22 protein-coding genes are annotated in these 22,813 nt (G+C 41.4%); 8 read left to right on the top strand and 14 right to left on the bottom strand.

Annotated features, from left to right (window positions below; genetic code table 11):
- Window positions 1-210: 210 nt before the first annotated feature.
- The 4 genes from G9G57_RS01275 to G9G57_RS01260 all read right to left on the bottom strand — a co-directional run bounded on the left by G9G57_RS01275 (window position 211) and on the right by G9G57_RS01260 (window position 4,325).
- On the bottom strand, window positions 211-1,974 hold the full coding sequence (locus G9G57_RS01275; protein ID WP_164964391.1) for a sensor histidine kinase: 1,764 nt from the start codon (window positions 1,972-1,974) through the stop codon (window positions 211-213).
- The gene (locus G9G57_RS01270) at window positions 1,971-3,602 is read right to left on the bottom strand and encodes a response regulator (RefSeq protein ID WP_164964390.1); all 1,632 of its coding nucleotides are present in this window, start codon (window positions 3,600-3,602) and stop codon (window positions 1,971-1,973) included. Before G9G57_RS01270 ends, G9G57_RS01275 begins: the two co-directional genes overlap by 4 nt.
- 45 nt (window positions 3,603-3,647) lie before the next feature.
- Window positions 3,648-3,803: a hypothetical protein gene (locus G9G57_RS01265; RefSeq protein WP_013373670.1), complete on the bottom strand. Its 156-nt coding sequence runs from the start codon at window positions 3,801-3,803 to the stop codon at window positions 3,648-3,650.
- Window positions 3,804-3,983: 180 nt separating this feature from the next.
- Window positions 3,984-4,325, bottom strand: a complete 342-nt coding sequence (locus G9G57_RS01260; protein WP_040102590.1) for a cupin domain-containing protein — start codon at window positions 4,323-4,325, stop codon at window positions 3,984-3,986.
- A gap of 215 nt (window positions 4,326-4,540) precedes the next feature.
- Between G9G57_RS01260 and G9G57_RS01255 the strand changes: the two genes are divergently transcribed.
- The 4 genes from G9G57_RS01255 (at window position 4,541) to G9G57_RS01240 (ending at window position 7,945) form a co-directional block, all read left to right on the top strand.
- On the top strand, window positions 4,541-5,776 hold the full coding sequence (locus G9G57_RS01255) for an FprA family A-type flavoprotein (RefSeq protein ID WP_164964389.1): 1,236 nt from the start codon (window positions 4,541-4,543) through the stop codon (window positions 5,774-5,776).
- A 36-nt stretch (window positions 5,777-5,812) separates the two neighbouring features.
- The gene (locus G9G57_RS01250; RefSeq protein WP_164964388.1) at window positions 5,813-7,006 is read left to right on the top strand and encodes an NAD(P)/FAD-dependent oxidoreductase; all 1,194 of its coding nucleotides are present in this window, start codon (window positions 5,813-5,815) and stop codon (window positions 7,004-7,006) included.
- A gap of 2 nt (window positions 7,007-7,008) precedes the next feature.
- Window positions 7,009-7,179: a rubredoxin gene (rd, locus tag G9G57_RS01245; protein WP_016822672.1), complete on the top strand. Its 171-nt coding sequence runs from the start codon at window positions 7,009-7,011 to the stop codon at window positions 7,177-7,179.
- A 61-nt stretch (window positions 7,180-7,240) separates the two neighbouring features.
- A complete protein-coding gene (locus tag G9G57_RS01240) occupies window positions 7,241-7,945 on the top strand; it encodes a Crp/Fnr family transcriptional regulator (RefSeq protein ID WP_044786998.1) in 705 nt (234 codons plus the stop codon).
- 98 nt (window positions 7,946-8,043) lie between these two features.
- On the opposite strand, the gene G9G57_RS01235 is transcribed toward G9G57_RS01240, so the two are convergent.
- The 4 genes from G9G57_RS01235 to G9G57_RS01220 form a co-directional block, all read right to left on the bottom strand.
- Window positions 8,044-9,768, bottom strand: a complete 1,725-nt coding sequence (locus tag G9G57_RS01235; protein WP_113050068.1) for a glycosyltransferase 87 family protein — start codon at window positions 9,766-9,768, stop codon at window positions 8,044-8,046.
- Window positions 9,769-10,039: 271 nt separating this feature from the next.
- Entirely contained in the window at window positions 10,040-10,750 is a 711-nt protein-coding gene (locus tag G9G57_RS01230; protein ID WP_113050069.1) for an MBL fold metallo-hydrolase, read from the bottom strand.
- A 225-nt stretch (window positions 10,751-10,975) separates the two neighbouring features.
- Window positions 10,976-11,614 (bottom strand): SDR family oxidoreductase, encoded by a 639-nt coding sequence (locus tag G9G57_RS01225; protein ID WP_044786968.1) that lies wholly within the window; start codon window positions 11,612-11,614, stop codon window positions 10,976-10,978.
- 100 nt (window positions 11,615-11,714) lie between these two features.
- Window positions 11,715-12,317: a TetR/AcrR family transcriptional regulator gene (locus G9G57_RS01220; RefSeq protein WP_044786969.1), complete on the bottom strand. Its 603-nt coding sequence runs from the start codon at window positions 12,315-12,317 to the stop codon at window positions 11,715-11,717.
- Window positions 12,318-12,558: 241 nt separating this feature from the next.
- Between G9G57_RS01220 and G9G57_RS01215 the strand changes: the two genes are divergently transcribed.
- The 4 genes from G9G57_RS01215 to G9G57_RS01200 all read left to right on the top strand — a co-directional run bounded on the left by G9G57_RS01215 (window position 12,559) and on the right by G9G57_RS01200 (window position 16,004).
- Window positions 12,559-13,299, top strand: coding sequence for an ATP-binding cassette domain-containing protein (locus tag G9G57_RS01215; RefSeq protein WP_164964387.1), 741 nt, complete (start codon window positions 12,559-12,561; stop codon window positions 13,297-13,299).
- Window positions 13,296-14,057, top strand: a complete 762-nt coding sequence (locus tag G9G57_RS01210; RefSeq protein WP_058711032.1) for an ABC transporter permease — start codon at window positions 13,296-13,298, stop codon at window positions 14,055-14,057. Before G9G57_RS01215 ends, G9G57_RS01210 begins: the two co-directional genes overlap by 4 nt.
- A gap of 135 nt (window positions 14,058-14,192) precedes the next feature.
- Entirely contained in the window at window positions 14,193-14,540 is a 348-nt protein-coding gene (locus G9G57_RS01205) for a KGG domain-containing protein (RefSeq protein ID WP_164964386.1), read from the top strand.
- Between the two features lie 561 nt (window positions 14,541-15,101).
- A complete protein-coding gene (locus G9G57_RS01200; protein ID WP_113050071.1) occupies window positions 15,102-16,004 on the top strand; it encodes an AraC family transcriptional regulator in 903 nt (300 codons plus the stop codon).
- A 471-nt stretch (window positions 16,005-16,475) separates the two neighbouring features.
- Here the strand turns inward: G9G57_RS01200 and G9G57_RS01190 are convergent, their stop codons facing one another.
- From G9G57_RS01190 to G9G57_RS25695, 6 genes are all read right to left on the bottom strand, one after another.
- A complete protein-coding gene (locus G9G57_RS01190) occupies window positions 16,476-16,733 on the bottom strand; it encodes a SunI/YnzG family protein (protein WP_025715709.1) in 258 nt (85 codons plus the stop codon).
- 382 nt (window positions 16,734-17,115) lie between these two features.
- Entirely contained in the window at window positions 17,116-17,523 is a 408-nt protein-coding gene (locus G9G57_RS01185; protein WP_113050073.1) for a disulfide bond formation protein B, read from the bottom strand.
- A 249-nt stretch (window positions 17,524-17,772) separates the two neighbouring features.
- Entirely contained in the window at window positions 17,773-19,050 is a 1,278-nt protein-coding gene (locus tag G9G57_RS01180; RefSeq protein ID WP_164964385.1) for a SunS family peptide S-glycosyltransferase, read from the bottom strand.
- Window positions 19,050-19,472 carry a thioredoxin family protein gene (locus tag G9G57_RS01175; RefSeq protein ID WP_164964384.1) on the bottom strand — a complete coding sequence of 141 codons (423 nt, stop codon included), beginning with the start codon at window positions 19,470-19,472 and terminating at the stop codon, window positions 19,050-19,052. The genes G9G57_RS01180 and G9G57_RS01175 overlap by 1 nt, the downstream gene beginning before the upstream one ends.
- Window positions 19,469-21,592 (bottom strand): peptidase domain-containing ABC transporter, encoded by a 2,124-nt coding sequence (locus tag G9G57_RS01170; RefSeq protein ID WP_164964383.1) that lies wholly within the window; start codon window positions 21,590-21,592, stop codon window positions 19,469-19,471. The genes G9G57_RS01175 and G9G57_RS01170 overlap by 4 nt, the downstream gene beginning before the upstream one ends.
- A gap of 409 nt (window positions 21,593-22,001) precedes the next feature.
- A complete protein-coding gene (locus G9G57_RS25695; RefSeq protein ID WP_274597690.1) occupies window positions 22,002-22,163 on the bottom strand; it encodes a sublancin family glycopeptide in 162 nt (53 codons plus the stop codon).
- Window positions 22,164-22,813 lie beyond the last annotated feature (650 nt).

The raw sequence follows: 22,813 nt of genomic DNA, 5'->3' as shown, positions 1-22,813 counted from the left end.
TCTTCCTCCAATAAAAAAATTAGTTATATTTGAAAGCTGGCCAGCTATTCAAAACTTCGTTAGTGTTAAGATATCCTAGACTATTTCTTCTTATTATTGATTTTTAGTATATATTCATATTTACCATATAATAGAAGGGGAGTATATAGCGAAAAATGAAATTTTTTGTAGAAAAATGATTTATTTAGGTTTTTTACACTTTTGAAGGTTTTATACCCGATCCGCAGGAATCATGATACGAATCTCCGTACCTTCGCCGGGTGCACTGCGAATGGCGAGCTCAAAGCGTTTCCCGTAGTAAAGTTTTAGACGATAGATGACATTTTGCAGACCTATACGCTCACCCATTTCTTCCTGCCTTTGCATGTAACCATATAAGCGCTGCACCTGTTCCGCAGACATGCCAACCCCATCATCCCGAACCGTTAGAATCAGTCGTCCTTCCTCATGCTCAAAAAGGATCTCAATGCGTCCCCCATGCTTGAGCGGCTCAATGCCATGGATACTTGCATTTTCAACTAGCGTTAGCACGACCATCTTGGGGATCAGATTTTCCAAGTCTTTAGAACGTGCCTGTACCTCATACTGTATTCGCTCACCAAAGCGATATTGTTGGATTTCCAGAAAACAACGGATCAACTCCAACTCGTCCCGCAAAGTAACTCGATCCTTGTTCCACACCAGCGAATTGCGGAAAATCCGTGCCATGTTATGAATAATGCGGGCTGTCTCATCCTCATGCTTCATCAGGCTTCGCATGCGAATCGTCTCCAGCGCATTGAACAGAAAGTGGGGGTTGATCTGGCTGTGAAGTGCATTCAGCTGGGCATGTCTACGCTGAATCTCCAGATTTTTTCGCTGAATATCGGCCATATAAACATCGTTAATCAGTCGTTTGATTCTCAGCGTCATCCGATTAAATTCACCTGTTAGCTGTCCGATTTCATCACTCGACTCCATACCTGGAATGAGTTCAAAATGCTGATTTTTCACCTTTTTCACATGTTTCAAAATGCGATGAAGCCGCACGTTCAGCGAACGTGTAATCCAAATAATGATCAAGGTGGGCAGCAGCATATTCACACAGGTTAACAAGAGCGCAAAATTGCGAGGTTCCTGCATTTCATACAGCACTTCATCCCTTGATACTGCGGCCACAATGCTCCAGCCGTTCAGATTATTTGTAAGCACATAACTGGTCTTGAACTCCATGGTGTTCTCGGGCAGCTTGAGGGTACTATAGGCCACGCTTTTATGGTTTATATCCACCTTGGGATCATTTGTGTATTCAATTTCTCCCCGTTCGTTAAGCAGGAAGAGACTCCCCTGTAAATTCAGGTTATTGAAAATCTCCCGAATGGACGACATTCGCAGCTCTATTTTTAGTATTTTTTCACGACCACTTGGGGAATAAAAGTAGTTCATCCGTCGAATCAGGCTGAAGGGGTGTGTCTGCTCGTCGGTACTGTCGTCGGTACGGACAAATATAGGCTTGGACTGGCGTCCAGGCGGGATTTGGGTATACCAGGGGAAGCCTTTGACCTTCTCATCTATAAAGCTGATTCCCCCGGAATTCAGCAGCGTTGAATTATCAGTGTAGATCGTAATTCCACCTACGGATTGGTACACAGGGCTGTACGTATTGTTTAAGATACGACGTAAATAAGAGTCATAAACAGCAATATAGTCAGCAGGGTGGGGATATGTTTCTTCCAACACCTCATTGAGTCGATAATCGGTATAAAAGATAGACGAGATTTCCATCGCATCTTCAAATTCCCGGTGAAATTCAATTTTAATTTGTTCCAGTGCGCGCGTAATATCCTGAATACGCTGTTCCTTCACATTTTGCGAGGTAACATGGTAAAAGATCAGATTGGTCAGCACTATAGGTGTAAAAACACAGAGGAAATAAAGCAGCAGCATTTTATCTCGCAGCCGTATATGATCCAGGATAGTTCTCAGCCTCTTCATTCGCCGGACCTCTCTGGCTCGTACCCAACACTCAGGCTATTGCGGTATTCACTTGGCGTGACGTGCGCCAGCTTTTCAAACTGAGTCACAAAATAGTCTGAACTGCCGAAGCCCACGCGCTCCGCAATTTCATATATACGCAGATCCGTCTGCCGTAGCAGGCGTTTCGCCTCCTGAATGCGTAATTTCAGCAGGAATTCGTTAAAGTACACCCCGTATGTTTTTCTGAACAATTGACCGAGGTATACCGGATTCATGTAAAAGCGGGCCGCAATACTTTTCAGACTTATATTCTCGTCAGCATGCTGCTCAATGTAAGCACGGATATGCTGGATTCCTCCCTGCTGACATTCCTTGCGCAGCATCCCAATATATTTTCCACTTTCCTCGGCAAAGGCTGTAAACAATCGCTGGAGTTCACCCAGCGACAGATTCATATCCTGCCAGTTGATCATTGGTTCCAGTGACTGAATTGAGCGCTCATTTCCCTGCATGTTTTGAATGACCCGCACGATACTAAGAACGCATTGATGCAGACTCATTTTCATAGCCTCAGGGGCATAATGCTCTTCCCGAAAGCTGCTAAATAAATAATCTACGGTCGCACGCAGCTCTTCCAATTGGAGTTCCTCGATCTGCTCTGTCAAGCTATCGAGTACGTCCTGACGAATGGTCCTATAGTGGAGGGGTGGCATTTCTCCCTGCAGATAGACAACAATACCACTATGGTCATGAATGTATTTATGGAGCACTGCTTCTTTTGCACTGGCATAGGACTGCTGGATATCTCGCAACTGATTCACAGGACTTCCCGCATAAACGAACACCCGACTTCCCAACCGGTCTTTTAGTGACTCCATCCCCTCTATCTCCTGTTGTAGCGCTTTCATAAAAACTTCCACCTTGGCTTCAAAACACTCTAAAAAGAAGTCCGGTACGATAAGACCAATCCGGTTACGATGCTCATGGACATAGAGAGGGTACTTGCTGCCCATTAAACGATGAAGTGCTTGCTCTATAAGTTCCCTGAACTGGAAAAGTGATAGCATGACGCCATCGTCACCGGAGTGCCAAGGATGCTGATCGTTCAGCTCGACGAGTACATAGTACATATACGTGGCTTCTCCAAGCCGCAACTGTTGCTCCCAATGTGTCACCACTGCATCATCCACTGGGTTCATCATCATCGTCTCTAGCAGCCCGCCTGTAAGGTGGTTCTGATATCGCTGCGCGTTCTGTTGTTCACGGTGCAATCTTTCACTCAGCTTGCGCAGTGTAGCCGAAAAGTCCTCATCATCAACCGGCTTAAGTATAAAATCATGAACTCCATAGCGGAGTGCCTGCTGCGCATAAGCAAAATCACTGTAGCCGCTCATGATAATAAAAGCAGGATGTTGGGTACTCCGTTCGAGTACAGATCGAATCAGCTCTAATCCATCCAGCACAGGCATACGAATATCGGTAATGATCAGGTCTGGGTGAAGACGACTGATTAGCTCCAGCGCATCCTCACCGTTATCAGCTTCACCCACGATTTCAAAGCCACAGATTTCCCAATCGACAAGTTGAATCAGCCCTTTGCGGGTGAAAATTTCATCATCCACTACAATGGCTCGATGCAGCTTCATAACCTGCTTCCTCCTTTCGATGAAACGTCATTTTATTGGGGTTAACTACTTCACGAGCCTTGCACGATATTCCAGCTGGAGAAAAATGGCCTTTAAAACGTATTGTGGCACTTCGGAAGCCATTTGTACAGACGGGATTTCATCATAAGGTCGCTCCAAAGCGTGAAAACTATTGCCCCCAGCTTCTTCCTCACTGAACACAACCGTGACCTACTGTGGCTTAGACATTCAGCGCTGTCACAGGTACAGTAATCCCGCTAGACAGCCGGTTTATAGCGTATTCCGGGGTGTGTCTCTCCAATACAAAAGCCGCCTGGTCTAAATGACCAAGCGGCTTTTATATGTTTGGACTGCAGTTCCTCTTCTTGCGATTTCTATACTTTATATATTTTGTGCATAGTTTTCACTTGGCGTTTTGGTCAACACCACATGCAGGCTGGAATTCGCTTCCACACTACCACGATAGGAAAAGTGCTCATCTCCGGTAATATGGATCATATCCCCTTGGACAACTTCCGTTTCTTCACCATTTACAGTTACAATACCGCTTCCTTCCAGAACAAGCAAATATACATTCGCTCCTGGATGATTATGTGTTGGTAGCTCAGCATTAGGGGTGAAGTTGAGAATAAAAATGACATTGTCGGCTTCCTTATGCACAATTCGTTTTGTAAATGCAGCTTCTTTATATTCCTGAAATTGAATGAGGTTTGATTTTTTCATGTAGATTCACTCTCCTGTTTGTAATTGGATTGGGCCTATATAGTCTTATTGTATTTGATTATTACGCTCGTCTTGTGATTGCGATCACAAACATAAATTTAAGTCATAAATACTTTGAAATATTCAAAAATTTGATTTCAATCATCTTTTTCATCATCACATCCAACTAAAATCGAATTGTGTCAGACAAACCAAAAAAGCAGGAGGTTATTCCTATGAAACCAGGATTTAAGCTGGCAAAGGATATTTATTGGGTAGGAAAAATTGATAATCGTGAGGTCCCCTTTCATCGTCTTCTACTATCAAAGGGTACAACATATAATGCATATCTGCTGAAAACTGGAAAACCAACCATTGTAGATACCGTAGATATGGCGTTCGGCAGAGAATTTGCGGAAGCTGTAGCGGAATTAATCGACCCGTTGGATATTCAATATATAATCGTCAATCACACGGAACCGGATCACTCCGGCGGGTTAGCGGCACTTGCTTCCAAGGCAGCAAACGCCACAATTGTCTGCACGGAGATTGCCGTTCCGGAAATTCAGCAGATGTACAAGCTCCAGCATCGGAATTTCCTCGTCATCAAGGACGGGGATCAACTGGATATTGGAGGCAAGACACTGCTGTTCAAGGAAACACCTTATCTCCATACAGAAGAAACTATGATTACGTATTGCATCGAAGACAAAATCTTGTTCCCTTGCGATATTTTCAGCACACACGTGGCTGTAGAACATCTATTTGCCGATGAGGCCGGCTTTGATATCACCGAGGATTTTATCGGATATTATCAGGCTATTATTCATCCTCATCGCAGATATGTGCGTACATTAATCGAAGCTGTATCTGACTTGGATATTGAGATGATTGCTCCTTCCCACGGCTTCGCGATCCGACATGATATTGCCAAATTTATTGATTTGTACGCATCGATGAGCACCGAAACCAAGGATGATAAAAAAGTAGCGATTATTTATGCCACCTTAAAAAATAATACTAAAAAAGTGGCAAACATCCTGAGAGATTGCTTTTTGGAGAACCAAATCAAGGTGGAGTTATGGGATGTAGATAAAGCGGATGAAACCGAGATATTAAATAGTATTACCTCAGCGGATGCTGTTTTCGTCGGCAGCTCTACCAAATATGCCGACATGACAGGCAAATTGGAAGATCTGCTGCAAAAAATGCAAAAGATGAATTTGGAAGGTAAGCTTGCTGCCGCCTTTGGTTCCTACGGCTGGAGCGGTGAAGCCATTGAAGTCGTACAGGATTACTTGAACGGTACTAATATGAAAGTCCAAAGCACTTCAGATGTAATCAAGTCAACGGGTATGACGCATGTGGAATTCCCAGTACGCATTCGCTTCTCTCCTACAGAAGTTGAAAAAGTGAAAAAAATTAAAAATGCCGCTGAATTTGTCTCAGATCTGCTGCTTAGTGTTATTTGAGCACAGGAAGCTTAGAGGGAATAGGAGAGATGCCGAATGGATAACCAACATTACGTTATCATCGGAGGGGGCGTGGCCGCTGTCAACGCGGCAAAAGCGATTAGAGATCATGATGAGCTAGCAGAAATTTCTATTTACGGGGAAGAGTCCTCCCTTCCATATAACAGAGTCAAGCTTTCGAAGGCACTATTCACTGACTTGCACAGCGACAAAATCCTGATCAAAAAGGAAAAGTGGTTTGCCAGTCAACGGATTCATGTGTATTCCGGCGTAAAGATCACGGCGATACACGCAGAGGACTGCACCATCGAAACAGCCAACGGGCAAACCGTTGCTTATGACAAGCTGCTGCTGTGTACAGGAGCCCACAACCGTAAGCTTGTGCTGGACGGAGCTTCACTAAGGAACGTTCACAATATTCGGTTTCGACAAGATGCAGACAGACTTAAAACGAAATTGCGACAAGGAGACCGGATATGTATCATCGGCGGTGGTATTCAGGGTGTAGAAACCGCCTGGTCCTTCCAGCAAGCCGGATATACCGTTACCATTCTGGAAGCTTCGCAACGGCTTATGCCTCGCCAGCTAGATGAAAAGGCATCCGCTATTTTGACCCGCCGAGTAATCGAACAGGGCACCCAGGTATGCCTTGGACAAGGCGTAAAGCGTATTACAGGCACGGAGCATGTAGAGGGCGTAGAACTGCAGGACGGCACTGTTATTCCCTGTGAACATGTCGTGTATTCTATCGGCATTGTACCTAATACGGAGCTTGCTCGCCAAATCGGTCTTGATATCAGACAAGGCATTCAGGTGAATGCGCAGATGGAGACCAGCTTCCCCAATATATACGCAGCAGGTGATGTAGCCGAGTTCCACAATAGAGTAGATGGATTATGGGAAAGTGCTATGGAACAAGGGAAAATAGCAGGCACTAATATGGCGGGCGCCTCCGCAGCTTACCAGCGTCCCATTCCTGCCACCCTGTCCAACAGCTATGAATGCCCCTTGTTTTCCATCGGTCTGGTAGATGAACAGGCCTGCGACAACAGCCTGACCCGTGAAAATCAAGTTTCTTATACACGTATGTTCATACAAAACGGCTCTATCTGTGGCGCGATTGGCTTCGGAGATGCTCTTGCTTCACTTCCATATAAAGCAGCCATTACCCAAGGACTCAGTCCGGACGCACCAGAGCTTACAAAAATTTTAGATGACAAGGAGAATTAACAATGAAAAAATATGTATGTCAGCCCTGTGGATACGTTTATGATCCTGCTATAGGTGACCCTGATGAAGACGTGATGCCAGGTACAGCGTTCGAAGACCTTCCAGAGGACTGGGTTTGTCCAGTCTGCGGTGAGGATCAAAGCCATTTTGCCCCTATAGATGATACAAAATAACAAGAACACACTATACTTTTTAGTTTCCGGTTGATGAATGGAGTGAATGAATGTGAATGAAATGTCCTGCCCCTGCCAGTGCGAACAGGAGCCCTGTGCCCGCAAAGTGCCTATCTTTTCCTCTTTGTCCTGCGAAGATTTGTGCAAGGTTAGCTCCATGATCCGGCACCGAAAATATCAGAAAGGCGAGGCCTTGATTGTCGAGGAACAGGCATCGGATACGCTATACATTATTAAAAGCGGGCATGTCAAGCTGCTGAAGATGACACCTCAGGGGAAAGAGCAAATTCTACACATTCTGACTACTGGCGATTTTTTTGGTGAGTTGAACATATTTAATAACGACGAGCTGAGTAATTTTAGTGCGTACGCCTTAAAGGATACTGATATTTGTATGCTCACCAAGGATGATATGGAGGAGTTGATCCGCAACAATCCCGATATCTCTTTGAGGCTGCTTAAAACGATTACCAAACGCTTGGCACATACTGAAAACCTGGCTCAAAGTCTGGCTACCAAAGACCCGGAAATCCGTATTGCCTACATGATTCTCGAACTCGGACATAAATACGGCAAGCCAGACGGCTCCAATATTAAAATAAATCTCCCCCTCTCACGCGAGGAAATGGCTAATTATGTGGGTGTGACACGTGAAACCATCAGCCGCAAGTTCGGAAAATTTGAACAACTGGGGATTATTCATATCAAAGGTACACGAGAGATTACCATCTGCGATGTACAGAAACTGAACGAATATATGGATTAAATAAAAAACCGCTTCTTTGAGCTTATGGCTTGTGGCGACTTGGCCACTTCCCATTTGCCAAAGAGCGGTTTCTTTTGTTCTTTACATTTTGCTATCAGCTATTTCTCCATCGTTGTGTTCACACCTTGGGATGACGCTCCCCATGTTAATTGCTCCGATGGAAGCTCCGGGAGAACCATGTCCTTGGCAGGCGCAGCCTGAACTGTAGCCGGCCTGGAGCAATCCCACACTACCTTGACCAAATACACAAACAACAACACGTTTAGCAATGATGTCACACACAAAATAATACCGTAATGATCCTGAGAATTGGAGCTATAGAAAATATCAAAGGTGTTCAGGAAAATCGTAAGACTGAATCCACCCGCAAGCCACAAAAATCTGCGATCTCGCAAATACAGGTACGCCATTACAGCTAACGCGGCCGCAGGGAACAGGTACCGTTCATGCATGCTGGAAGCGAAGGTAAATACACCTGCAATGAGTACCAGTGCAGCTGCTGCTGCAAATTGTGGTTTCCGACTGCGGATATACATCCACCATGTAAACAAAGTCACCAGCACAATGCAGATCATACCCCATGTATGGTAACTGAACAGGAACAGCGTTGTAGTATCCTGCGTATAATTGCCACCAATGAGTGCGAAGAAGTTATACGCGTTCACCGAAGCATATGGATATTCGCCAACTGTCCCCTTGTATAAATCAAGCAACCATAATGGCTCCTGCCCCCATGAAAATGGCAATATGACCAGAATGGTTGTCACAACGGTCCCACCAATGGACAACAGCCAAGGCTGTATTTTGCGCTGTCTCAGCAGCTCGAAGAACAGAACCGGCCCATAAATAATCCCCTGTGGCTTCATTAATACCGCTATCGTAAACAGTACAGCGGACCAGCCAATTCGGTTTTCCACCAGCAGCACAATCATGCCTACAATCAGCATGGTAAAGAATGAATCTACCTGCCCCCAGAAGGTCGAATTGATAAATACAGCCGGGTTAAACACGTAGAATATGGCCAATCCGAGGCTCACTCCATAGCCGACCCGTTTGCTTGCCAACCGGTACAGCATGTACGCTGTCACGATATCGGCTAATATATTCGGAAGACGCAGCAATACAGACATATAAGGACTAAAAGCATCCGTAGAGCCGATTTTACCGATCACATATAAAATATAAATATAGAACGGTGGATAGTCACTGGAACCATTCGTGTAAAAGCCTGACAAGCTATTCGCTGCTGTCGTAGCCCAGTTTCGGAATAGCATTAAGTCCATGTGACCCGAGATCCATGGGGCGATCGCCATTCTTAAAAAGAACCCCGCACCAAGCACTGTCCATAGCATCAGTCCCCGGTTACGTTCCCCGAGCTTCCATTCTTGAGCCCGAAAACGGTAAGCAATAAACACGAACGCGCCGAAGAATAAAGCGGCGAAAATCGTCATCGGAGTAGCATAGGCAGATGAAGAATTTCCATTTCTTCCACCACCCATACCACCGCCAGGACCTCCCATGCCCATTCCAGATCCTTTACCGGACATACTACCGGAACCTCTATGCTGTCCGTCTCTAGCAACACCACTGCCGCCCGATGCAGACGTATCATTCCCGGCCGTTGTGCCTTTGTCACTTGATATCGATGGATTCTCAGTGGAAGAATTGGTCGCCTGACCTGTCGTTCCCCGATTCTTGCCGTCAGAGCTGTTCGTCGCATCCGTAGATGCTGAGGACGAATTCTGCTGGTCCTGTCCTACATTTCCTGTTCCACGGTTCCCCGCAGTCTGACCGTCAGAGGAACGTTGCCCCGGCCCTCCCATACCTCCGCCTGGTCCTCCTCCAAACCCGCCGGATGGACCTTGCCTCACTGCCGCAGACTGAGACGCGGAACTACCTGAGTAACTCCATAACGACACGATACTAACGGCAGCACACAATATGAGACTAAATAGAAGTATATATTTCAGACCGTTCGCTTTCCAAACGTTCAAATCCGATGCACCTCTCTCTGTTTCTATTTTCCTCATATTGTATCTGCCTTAGCTTAGGACTTTGTGAGTTCTGGCTGAATGTTGGCTGAATACGGAATCATCACACTGAACATTGCTGTTCCATCTCCATGATCGCTCTTTCCAGCTGAGATTGTGGATGCTTCAGCATGTTGCCATGACCGGCTGCTAATAGAGACGGATTGCAAGACGCCAGCTTTTTGGCACTTGCCAGCGAAATTTCCTTGTTCCAGGTAGCTAGTGCCGGAAAAGGAAACAGCGGCTTGAGCCTTCCCGCCACCGCAACACCACCCCGAGTCTGAAAGGCATCACCTGCAATCAACGCACGTGTACGGGTATCCAAAAATCCCATCGAGCCCGGCGTATGTCCCGGTGCGCTGATTGCCAGCAGCGAACCCACATGATCCCCATCCTCCAGTAAAACGTCAGGCTGGGTAAGGATATTCTTCGGCACGCTGCCCCGAATAGGAGTGTCCGGTTCGCCTGCCTCCAACGATACATCACCCTTCAGCAGCCGAGCATCCCGTCTTGAAATGAATACTTGTGCCTCAGGATACTTTGCCTTCAGCTTATCCAACGCACCTACATGATCCCCATGCGCATGGGTAAGTACAATTCGTACAATCGGCTGTCCAATGCGCGCCGCAGCTTGTTCAATACCCTGAGCACTGTATGGCATTCCGGCATCGATCAGGGTAAGCCCCTCTTTCTCCTCCACCAAATAACAGTTCACCGGGAACAGCCGGGGCATAAACGTCAATTGATACACATGCTGCACCTGAACGATACGCATTTTATCTCATCTCCTTTTCTTGATCTTAAACTAATTATATTAGCATTATAATTAACGTAATTAGTTTTAGGCAAATTTTTTCGTAATATGCCCATCGGAACGTTGGTTTTTTGGTCATACGTAGCGTTAAAGGAAAGGATTATACAAAGCAAAAAGCAGACCCGGAATCCTACCTCTGGGTCTGCCTTTATTCATATTATGCACATGTCTTTCAATTCATTAGCTCTACCGGATGGCCTCAGCAATAGGCGTACTGCCGGACACCAAATCAATCGCACGATGATACGTCTGTTTTTCCTCCAGTGCTGCTACCACCGTTGCCGCTACATCTTCACGTGAGATGGTATGGCTGGTAAGATTTTCACCAGTAGCAACCTTGCCAGTACCCTCATCATCTGTTAGCCCGCCGGGACGAAGAATCGTGTAATCCAGATTGCTCGCTTCCAGCAAGCGATCTGCATAATGCTTTGCCACATAATACGGCTTAATCGATTCGGGCCACTGCTCCCGGTTCTCCGCATGTAGAGCGCTGACCATAATAAAGCGCCGGATACCCGCTTGCTCAGCGGCCTCCATCGCCTTGACTGCTCCATCAAGGTCGATGAGCAGTGTTTTATCCGCTCCTGTTTTGCCGCCGGAGCCTGCCGTGAACACGACAGCATCGCTGCCTTTTATAGCTGCAGCAATTTCATCAACTGTCCCTTCAAGGTCAGCTACTACCGTTTCTGCTCCCAAACGTTCAAGCGCTTCGGCCTGATCCGGTTTGCGAATCAACGCCTTTACGCGATGCAATTCATGTTGCCCCAGTAGGCGAACGAGATGTCTGCCTACTTTTCCATTGGCACCAATCACCAATACGTTCACTCTTATCCCTCCTGTATTCACGGTCTGTCATCTACTTTATACTGATATATTTTACCCTTTGAGTCTAGGACGCAATCATATGGGCTATATCAGATTGAACTCAGTTTTTTTCTGAATGCTCCACATCTCGCTTATGCTGTAACACGCGAAGACCTGCCCAAAAGGTGTCCATCATCACTTCGATACTCCGATCCACATCCACAGGTAAACCAAAACCACCCTTTTGTTCAAGCGAGGCAAAACCATGCAGAAGACTACGGAATCCCCTCGCTGCATGAATGCAATCTGCTTCGTTGAAACCGTAGCCACTGGATAGCACGGTAATGACAAGTTCCGCTACGCGATCCGCTGCATGTCTCAGCTCGGTATCATTTCGGTCGGTTGTATACAGCATCGCTTCATACAAACCAGGTCGCTCGCGCGCATACTGCATATACGCTCTCCCCATCGCAGTCAGCGCATCTTCGCCTGCTCTGCCTACGGCTGCGCTCATCAATGCCTCCTCTAACTTTTCGAGGCTGTGTAATGCCAGCACTTGACGCAATCCGTTCAACCCGTCCACATGGTTGTACAAAGATGGAGGACGAATATGCAGCTTTTGCGCCAGCGTAGTGAGCGTGACATCTCCCATCCCTCGTTCATTGGCAATATCCTCAGCAGCCTTCAGGATATCTTGTAGCTTTACTCCATGTCTAGGTGACATCATCCTGTCCCCTTTCGTTGAATTCCTATGTAAGGTGATTTTCGTACTATACAGACTAAATTCTTATTTCATCTTAACTAATCCTGTTAGTTTATACAAAGAAAGTACCGTTTGCAACAGTTCCAACCTCCGGATTTTTTAAGAGAAGAGCCTATAGGATATTACTGATATAATACAAAGAGATTATAGAGCGGATCTGATATCTTTTCCGATTCCCTGCAAAGGAGAGCTAGCTATATCTATGAAACCCCAGCCACTATCAGCTATTGAATTCAATCACGTCACCAAATATTTCACTGGATCGGGGCAGCAACGCGCTGTCCTGAACGGGATTACAGCAAAGGTCCCTCGCGGAAAAATCACGACACTGGTCGGTCCGTCAGGCTCTGGTAAAAGCACACTGCTTTCATTGTGCAATCTCTTGCTAACATCGGATGAAGGAGAAGTCAGCGTCCTCGGCAAGCTTATAACCGAGTGGGAGATCCCTGATTTGAGACGAAAGGTAGCATTGGTTTTTCAAGATGCTCCCATGCTTCAGGGGACGGTCCTCTACAATCTCCAGACTGTAGAGCGGCTGCATGGTACGGTACTGGAAGATCCGGTTGGCCTGTTAGAGCGCGTAGGGCTTACCCGTGACCTGCTGGAACAGAAGGCGCAGGAGTTGTCCGGTGGACAAAGACAGCGCTTGGCCTTGGCACGGACGCTTGCGAACCGTCCGGATATTTTACTACTGGATGAGATTACTTCTGCACTGGACCCCGCCTCAGTCAAAGAGGTTGAGGAACTGCTGCTTCAAATGAACAAAGAAGAGGGAACAACAATGATCTGGATTACGCACCATATGGAACAAGCCCGCAGAGTAGGCCACGAAACATGGCTGATGATCGACGGAAGACTGGTAGAACAAGCGGATACGGAAACGTTTTTTAACGCTCCACAACATAGTGAAACTCGCAGGTTTGTAGCAGGAGAATGGGTATGACGATTGTTGCCTTGATTCTCTCTCTTGGTTTTGTATTTATCGCCATCGTCATGTCCAAGTCCTTCAAACTCGGTCTGGACCGAGATATTATTATTGCTACGATCAGAGCATCCGTTCAGCTACTGGTGATTGGATATGTATTGCATTTGATTTTTGGGATGCAAAGCTACGGATTTATCGTGTTATTCATTCTGCTCATGATCACTGTAGCTTCTCAAAATGTTGCGCGCAAAGGACGTTTTATTCCCCGGCTCATGTGGAAGTCATTCCTGACGTTGCTGTGTGTGGAAATCGTTACACAGGCATTTCTAATTGGCCTGCATATCATTCCGGCGACAGCCCGGTACATGATTCCGATTAGCGGCATGATCATTGGCAGCTCCATGATTTTGTCCAGTCTGCTGGTATCGCGGCTCAAGTCGGAAGTCCTGCTGCGCAAGCCTGAAATCATGCTTATTCTCGCGTTGGGAGGAACACCGAGACAAGCCATCTTCCCTATACTGAAGAATTGTATACGTTCCAGTATGATTCCAACCATTGAGGGGCAGAAAACACTTGGGCTTGTCCAGCTTCCCGGCATGATGACCGGACAAATCATTGCAGGCGCCAATCCAATTGTCGCCGTGCGTTTGCAATTGCTCATCGTATTCACTACCATGACCTCTGCCATTTTGACCAGCGTGCTGCTCAGCCTGTTCATTTACCCGACATTATTTACCCGCCAGCAACAACTGCGCACAGAGTCCTGGGAAGTCTAATAGAGACGGGTATACCCAGTTATTTACCAATAATTTTCCATTTATCAAAATTAAATAGACATGTTTAATTCCTGACACGAGGGTTAATAGATACACGTAGACGCTTTACTAAAATTCGATGAGGAGTGATTGAACATGGCTAACAACAACCAAAATGGCAAAATGAGTCGCGAAGAGGCAGGACGTTTAGGTGGAGAAGCTACTGCTAAAAATCACGACAAAGAATTTTACCAAGAGATCGGCGAAAAAGGTGGCGAGGCCACTTCCAAAAGTCATGGCAAGGACTTCTATCAGGAGATTGGTGAAAAAGGCGGCGAAGCCACTTCCAAAAACCATGACAAGGAGTTCTATCAGGAAATCGGTCGCAAGGGCGGTGAAGCCCGTGGCAATTCAGACCAAAGTGATAGCGACGGGAAAATGAGCAGGGAAGAAGCAGGCCGCAAAGGCGGCGAAGCTCGCGCCCGTCAACGCAAAAATAACTAAGATTGATTAGGATACGTTGTCGGTGCAGTTGCAACGCAAAGGCACAGACTGCATAGAATGCGAAGTAAGTGAATGTTTATGTTATAAAAGCCTACCTGCCGGTGTTCCGGTAGGTAGGCTTTTTGTGTGAATAGTTACTTTTATCAAAAGACCACTTTCAACATCCGATCATACGTCATACAATATACATATTCAGGTTAAATAACCATCCTACATATATTATTACAAATGAAAGAATGGAATAGTCAGATTCTTTTCTCTTGTCGTCTTACTTATTACGTGGATTATGGGGTGGTGCGCGAATGTTGATTACTTAGTCATACAGAGTGAGGCTTCTAACGGAGGTGAATATAAAGAATTATATATTTCCTCAAAGTCTATAGTCCCTCCGCTGGTTGTAGGAGAACAATATTATTTCGTGTCTGATCAAAGGTACTTTCAACACCCATATATCCGTTATGTAGAGGAGTAAACTAGAACGAGACAAAAGTGTGCATGCAACTCAGGTCAAATATTCGTGCATCCTGGCTGCTAAGATGGAGTCGAAAGGAGGGAACCCCCGTGTACGAATGGAACGAAATGGTCCAGCTTATGATTGATTGGATTGATAATAATCTTACTTCAGCACCATCATTGTTGAGAATGTCCAATCAGTTAGGCTACTCCCCTTACTACTGTACAAAACAGTTTCATTCTCTGACAGGAATGACGTTAAGGGATTACGTGTGGATGCGCAGGATTAGCCGAGCAGCCCTTGAACTCCGGGACAGCAATGTCCGCATCCTCGATGTTGCCATAAAGTATGGGTTTTCTTCACAGGAAGCTTTTACACGAGCATTTGTAAAAGCGTTCGAGGTAACTCCGGCTGTATACCGGAAGGAGCCCCGTCCTATTCCATTAGCCATTCGCGCCGAGGTATTCTCTCCTTATCATTACCATTTGAAGGAGCGGGATAAGATGGTTAAGGAGCATTTACAAGAAGCCGAAGTCAAAATTGAGCATATACCAGCACACAAATTTATTGGAATCTGGGATATCTCTTCTCGAAACTACGGCGATTTCTGGAGAAACGGCCATAATTGTGATGAAATTTGCGGAACCCTGGAAAGTATGTCTCACCTCAAGCTTCCCGGACAATTAGGTCAAACTGCAGGCTGGTTCTATCAGAATGGTCAGAAGGGCTATCTGTATGGAATACCGGTTGCTGCTGACTACAATGGAGAGATCCCAGCAGGTATGGAGTGCCGAAACATCCCCGAATCAGATTACCTGGTGTTTTTCCACCCGCCCTTCCATTATTTAAAAAACAATGGAGATGTTATGAGAGTGGTGGAGGAAAAAGCTTGGAGCTTTGACCCACGCAGTATGGGATATACATGGGATGAGGAAACGAAGCAGGATTATCAACGGCATTTCCCTGAGGGATACGGCTACGCAGTGTTACGTCCTGTAAAAGAAGTGTAGTAAAAAATCCTTAGAAGCCGCCACGATCTCAGGCTGCTGATAATCGTCTCGCGGCTTCTTTTTTAAAGGAATGGAGTATAGTCAATGAAGTCCTTTCGCTTTTGGCTGGTCCTAGTCTCTTGTATAGTTATTGTTGTAAATCTTACGGGGTACGACGACTATAATATACTATTGGCTATGATTAGCCCGTTGGTTTGGATGTATGAATCCTTTCAATTTGTGCGAAAAGCACATATCCCTATAGCCGTTGTATACTTTACTACGGTAGGTTTCTGGTATCTCATTGGATACAGTATCGATCATTTGATTAGAAAAATTGAAACTCGCTAAAAATAAATAAGATGTACAAACACGGTACATACCCCATTTCTCATTTTGAGTAACGGGGGTACAACGCAAATCATAATGTCCCATGAAGTAATGCAATATCATTCTCCGCCCACATCATGCTGTATTTTTATGAATAACTAATTAAAGATAGGATTGTATTTTTTTAAGAATATTTTGACCATTTGTAGTAAACAAAATATATGTCTTTGAATTGGTTTTAATTACAACCCTGTCCGTTGTTGCATAAGGGGTACCTATTCTTATTGCATCTTTCTCCTGTCCAGCATAAGTGTTATCAAACGAAACATCTTCAATATCCTCAAGAGATACTTCTATCCTTGATAACTGCCAAGTAATAACCAAATTATTACTTTCCTTTTTTATACCGATTCCCAACATGCTGTTTCCTCCTAAAATTTTTTTCTATACAAATTGCAAAGCGAAATGCGATGTCTTGCTGGAATGCTAATTGCCTGATTTGTGTAAAATGAAGCTCCCAGGTCACCTCTACGAGGAGAATCATTAATTACTTACAGGAATTCACAAGAAGTTCACCCAAAAGCTGTGCTATACAAGCCATAGAAATTAGTGTTAGTTTCCCGTAGAGTAGACCAATAATAGTACTTTAAAGAGTTCTCTTTACATCATCCAAAGAGGTTCTATCGCACTTCGCTTAACAATTCGTTATAGTCCCTTTCGTTTTAGGACATAAAGTGCTTAATACTAATCATAATAGAAAAAAAATAGCAAGTGATACAATCTTTAATTCTAAATTGAAATATTATGTTTTCTTTATAAGAAAGGACAGAATAACTATTAGCATGAATGAAATAAAAGAAAGTAGCGGTAATGTTATGAAATTAAAAAGCGAAAATACAATTGTGGTACAATCACTTTGAATTGAGCAAAAATTACTTTTAACACCTAGTAACTGTATCACATATTGGTAACTTGATATTATTACGCCGCAGAAACTTAAAGTTCTAATCACTGAAGCATTTTTTGTATTATTTTGAAATAATGAATGTATACAAATTACAGGTAGTGGGAACATGAATATCCGCTGATACCAACAGAGATCACAAGGAATGTATCCTTGAATAATGCTAAAATATAAACTTCCTACTACCGCTAGTAGGGATAAAAAAATACAAATTAAAAGAAAATCTTTATAGGATATTTTAAACATTAATAGCACTTCCCTTACTGGTCTTTTCCTTTAGTTAAGATTTCAGTCAACTGATATGTTATGACTTTTAGTCTTACCTATTTTGATACATATGACGAAATGAGGTTTTTATATCTAAACCTACAAACGATCAACCGATGCTATAAATTGATTGTTGCAAAAAGTTTTTCCTCCCTCATAATGATCAAATGCTGATTTTTTTTGTTTATAAATCTAAAAAAGGATTTCATCTTAATGAAAAATCATTTCTTATACTTTAGGATTTATAGAGTTAGATAATCCCATAATATTATCAGCAACTAGCTTTTTTATCTTTTCTGATGTTAAACTATTATAATGAATACTTAATTTTTTTAAATCAAAAATACGGATTGCCATTAATATAATTATAAATCTAATCTGATCTTTACTTGAATTAAAAAAACTTATTCTGTCCCCCTCTAATAATAATTCAAGTTGATCTATTAGAATTCCCACTTTTTTATCCATATCTTCGATAATTAGCAAAGATTTATAGTAACTCGAATCTACATTATTCGGAGCAATGCTTGTTAATCTATCTAAATATTTTGCAATCTTAGAGTACTGTTTGTTGTTAAATAATACTTCAATTAGAAGTAAAATTGATTCTAACAGGTATCGATGCCTATACAGTTTAGGATGAGCCTCATACATTTTTATAGAATTCTCTAATAATTCTATAACTTTAGACTTATTTTGGATTTCGTCGTAATTCTTTAACTCATTCGCCAGAAAATAAAACCACTTAGGATTTTGGGAATCAATCTCTATCATTTTTCGTGTAAGGGTAAGGTTTCTTAAGTTTTTATCTTGTTGATTTACAGCTTTCGACTCGTAACCATCATGATTCAACAAAACTTTTAAGGTTAGATTATATGGAATAGTTTGTTTATTCTCAAGAAGTGGCTCCTCATGTACTAAACCATAATATTTTATGCCACTTGAGATTTTTATCATTTTTCTATTATCGTAATGAATATGGTTATTTGATTCTTTTATTATAGGACTTACAACACATTCAATATTAAGAAATTCTATCAGCTTTGCTATACGGGGAATAGAATTTGTTTCTTTATTCTCCAACCAATTATCAGCATCAATAAAAAATATCCAATCTTTTGTTGCTAATTGCATTATCCTATTCCTATGAAATGAAAAATCGTCTCTCCATTTCTCTTGATAAACTTTAACCTTAGGATAACTTTCATTGATCAATTCGACAGTTCTATCAGTTGAATAGGAGTCTAAAACGATAATCTCATCAAAAATGTTATACACGCTTTTCAAACATCTATCCACGCATCTTTCTTCATTAAAAGTTAAAATTCCACAAGTGATGTTTGGAGTTGGTAAGGTATCATATTTCTGGATATATTCTGCTTTGAATTTAGTCAAATCAAGGTTATATTTTTGTTTCTCTATATTTAAGATTAAATCCATATCCTTTTTAATAGAGGAAGTTTCATAGTTTTTTACCAAAAGATCATAAAGTTCATAAAGCTTCATCAATTTGCTCCTTTCAAATTCAAAAGCTTATATATGTTACCTAGGGGTTGTATTCCTTCAAGGCGATTCTTTTCTTTTCCTTTCTCATAAACTATTAGGGTTGGAGTTTTATCGATTCTATTTGCTTTTAGAAAAGAGACATTGTAATTATCTTTTTCATCTAAATTAATTGCATACATATTAGTTTTCCCCGTTTCAATCACCTTTTTAACCACAGGTTTCATTTGTTGACATGCAGGACAATTAGTTTTATGGATATACATAATAAAGGAGGTTTTTGAATCGATAAATTCCTCGTATTGCTTGAGATTTATTTTATGATAAGGAGGTTTATCTAGATTGTTTCCCCCTAAAACTGAAATTAAAATACCAATTGATAATATCATTATTCCAACAAATACGATGATTTTTTTTGCTTTCATGCCAGTACACCTCTTGTTTTTTCGGTTTCCTCATTTTTCAGAGGCATTAACTTCTTCTCTTTAAAGATATATACTTTATCCAAATCCATTAAATGCTGATAATTATGGGTTATAAAAATGATACCTAGAGTTGATTTTATAAGAAATTCTTCAATTACTTGCAAACTGTTATAATCCACATTACATAGCGCCTCGTCTAATATTAATACGTCTGGTTCCTTCAAAAGGGCACGAGCTAGTGCAATCTTTTGTTTCTGTCCCGTGGATAAATTTGTTGCATTCTCATTGATATAATAATTAAATCCTCCAGGGAGTTTTTTTATAGTTTCATATATTTTACACATTTTGCAAATTGATATTACTAGAGACATATCAATATTTTCTCTCACTTGGAGATTTTCCATTAGAGTTCCCTTGAATAAATATGGCGACTCGTCGATATAAATAATCTTTTCTCTTAAACTATTTAAATCATATTTATTTATATCAAGTCCATTTATATAAATAGAAGAATCTTTAATGTCTCTGAATCTAACGAAACACTGGGCAAAAGTGCTTTTCCCACTTCCACTATCTCCTATAATTAATAATTTATCCCCCTTCTTGAAGGAGAGATTGATATCCTCAAATAAATAGTCTTTGCTATTTAATTCATAGGAAAATTCATTTATTGTCAAAAAGTTAAAAAGTTCCAATCTCTCTTGTCCGTAATTTTCCTCTGGATAATTAATAATATCAGAATATCTTTGGAGGGAAATTAACGATTTACGTATAATTAGGTAACTACTTATTAACCTATCTAAAGAAGGTAATAAAAAACTAGAAAGGGTGCTTATCATCACTAGCGACCCTAAGCTTATGTTATCGTTAAATATTTGCTTTGTACTCACCCAAATTATTGAGATAAAAAAAATATTCGAAAATAAATTTTTCACAAAATTCGCATTATTAAAAACAATAGATTCTCTATAGCCGCTTTCCAATTTCTTATTATAAACTGTTTCAAATTTTTCCTTTGTTTTTTCAGTTAAACCTAACGCAATGTTAATTTGCATATTTCCAAATTGTTCCACCAGAAATGAGAAAGCCTTAGAATTAGATATAATTGATTCATTATTTCTTTTATCTATTAATTCTGATGAAACAAATATAAGCCCAATTATCAATAAGTAAGTAACTAAAATAATTAAAAAAATAGACATATTTATAAAAAACAATGTACTACTTATTGCTACTAAAATAAATAAGTCAACTATTGCACCTATCAGATTGTTTCCTATTGCTTCTTTGATATTTAACCCATCAATATATCTGGAGAAAACTTCGCCGTTTTCTCGGTTTTTGAAAAAAAGTATTGGTAATCTTAAAATTTTCAAAAAAAATAAACTTACTAATTTATTTTCTACTTTTAAATTTAGTCTAATGATAATATGGTTTCTAAGATACTCAGCAGTAACTCTAAACATACCTATTGCTAAAAAAATTAATGTAATAAAGCTTAATACCCCATCAAGATTCATTGGAACAACAGCATCAATTATAAATTTAAGATAAAGTGAACCAATGATTGTGGAAATCACAACAAGTAAGGAAAGAAATATCACACTTAATATTTTCCATTTGTTACCAATTATCATATCGAAAAATATACTTTTTTTAGTTTGAGCTTTTTCTTTTCTTAATAAATTGAGATTGGTATATTCAGAATCAATAGTAAGAATAACTCCTGAAAAACTTTCATTAAATGAACTTATTCTTTGTTTAATTATGCTTTCTTTCATCGGATCGCTTATAATTAAGTACTTTTTCTTCGAATTGTAAACTACAACAAAATGATTTCTCTCTTCCTGCTCTATTAACGCAATTACTGGTCTGTTTAATTCACTTAAGACATTCTCGAATTTAACTTTGTTAATTTTAAATGCTTTAGCCTTTTTTATACCTAATTTGTTAAGTACAAAAATCAGGTCTTGTAAGCTGTATCTATCTTTTTGTACTAAAAAATCACGCAAATAATCAGTCTGATAATTATATCCATAGAATTTTAACAAAGAATTCAAGCAAGCTATCCCACAATCGTTATAGCTATTCTGCCTTATATGTGGAAGTTTCCCTTTCATTAACCGCAAGCCCCCTCTTAATTCTTTCCTCTTTTGTTGATAAACTCTAAGGCTTTATTTCTTTAAATGACCGATTGTCAAACCAAGCGCGAAGGAAATCTGTGAGTGATACTGGAGCGGACCTCTTTAAACCTTAGCTAATAGACGCACCCACTAGAAACGATTTTCGGTTTTTTACCACTTTTGCTGTTTGCCTTAACGGTCCACAGTCTTTGGGTTAAGCCACTCTGCAAATCTCTTCTGACAAGTAAGGAAATAAACTCCATACTCTTCGGCACATATCGCACTTCGTTTTACAATCCATCCTAGTAATTCAACCGATCGAAGTAAGGTGAAAGCGTTAAAAAGATCATTTAAGAGGGGAATATCTCTATCCCCCCTCCTGGAAAATTTGGATTATACTAAATTATTAGCAATAATCATGGTACAATTGGCACCAAAATGCACCATTACCTCCGCATCCAATAGTACCCCCTGATAGACACTGAACCAAGAAGGCGGCACATTGTGCCTTAGTGTATCCATCCCCTCCTTCTAACTTTTCCAATTCTTCGAGATTTAGTTCTTTCATTAAACTCTCCATTTTAACATCCTCTTTTTGGTTATACTTCAAAATTAATCAATATATTAGAAGTATATGTAAAACTATAAACCATAATTTTCTTTTCTGCAACATACAATTTGGTTAACAACTAAAAGTTTCGTAGTAGACCTTTATTCCAACACAATAAAAACTTCTAAACTAATCAAATTAGAGAGGGAAATAGACTGCCTTTTTGGGAGCACATCATAAATCTGGTCTGCAATATAAAGTAACTATGTACTTCGCTGCTTTCGTGAGTTTTCATAGTACTTAAAATGGTTAAAGATACAAAATCAATAAGTTGTAGTTTTGTCCCCCCATCAATCCAGTAGGACAATAGTACTCACGCTTTGAAGTCAATTTCTATATCTGATAATTTATGTTCCATAAGAAACAATTCTGGATGAATCGACTAAGGCAATTATTGCTACCTTCCGATTAGATAGACTGGTTAGCTTCTGAGCTAAAAGGTGTCTTTGTGAAGCTAATCACTACTGTAAATACATTAAATGAAGTACCTTTTTTTGAAAAATTATACAAATAATAAAACTGTTGTTTTACAGCCTCTAGTTGTTGATGTAACATTTCTTACATTTCATTTAAATTCCCCTAATGAAACTCATTCTAGGATGGCATGT

The sequence above is a fragment of the Paenibacillus sp. EKM211P genome, assembly GCF_011066175.1.
Taxonomy (GTDB): domain Bacteria; phylum Bacillota; class Bacilli; order Paenibacillales; family Paenibacillaceae; genus Paenibacillus; species Paenibacillus polymyxa.
The sequence above is the reverse complement of the archived record's forward strand: the minus strand, read 5'-3'. Positions and strand labels throughout refer to the sequence as shown.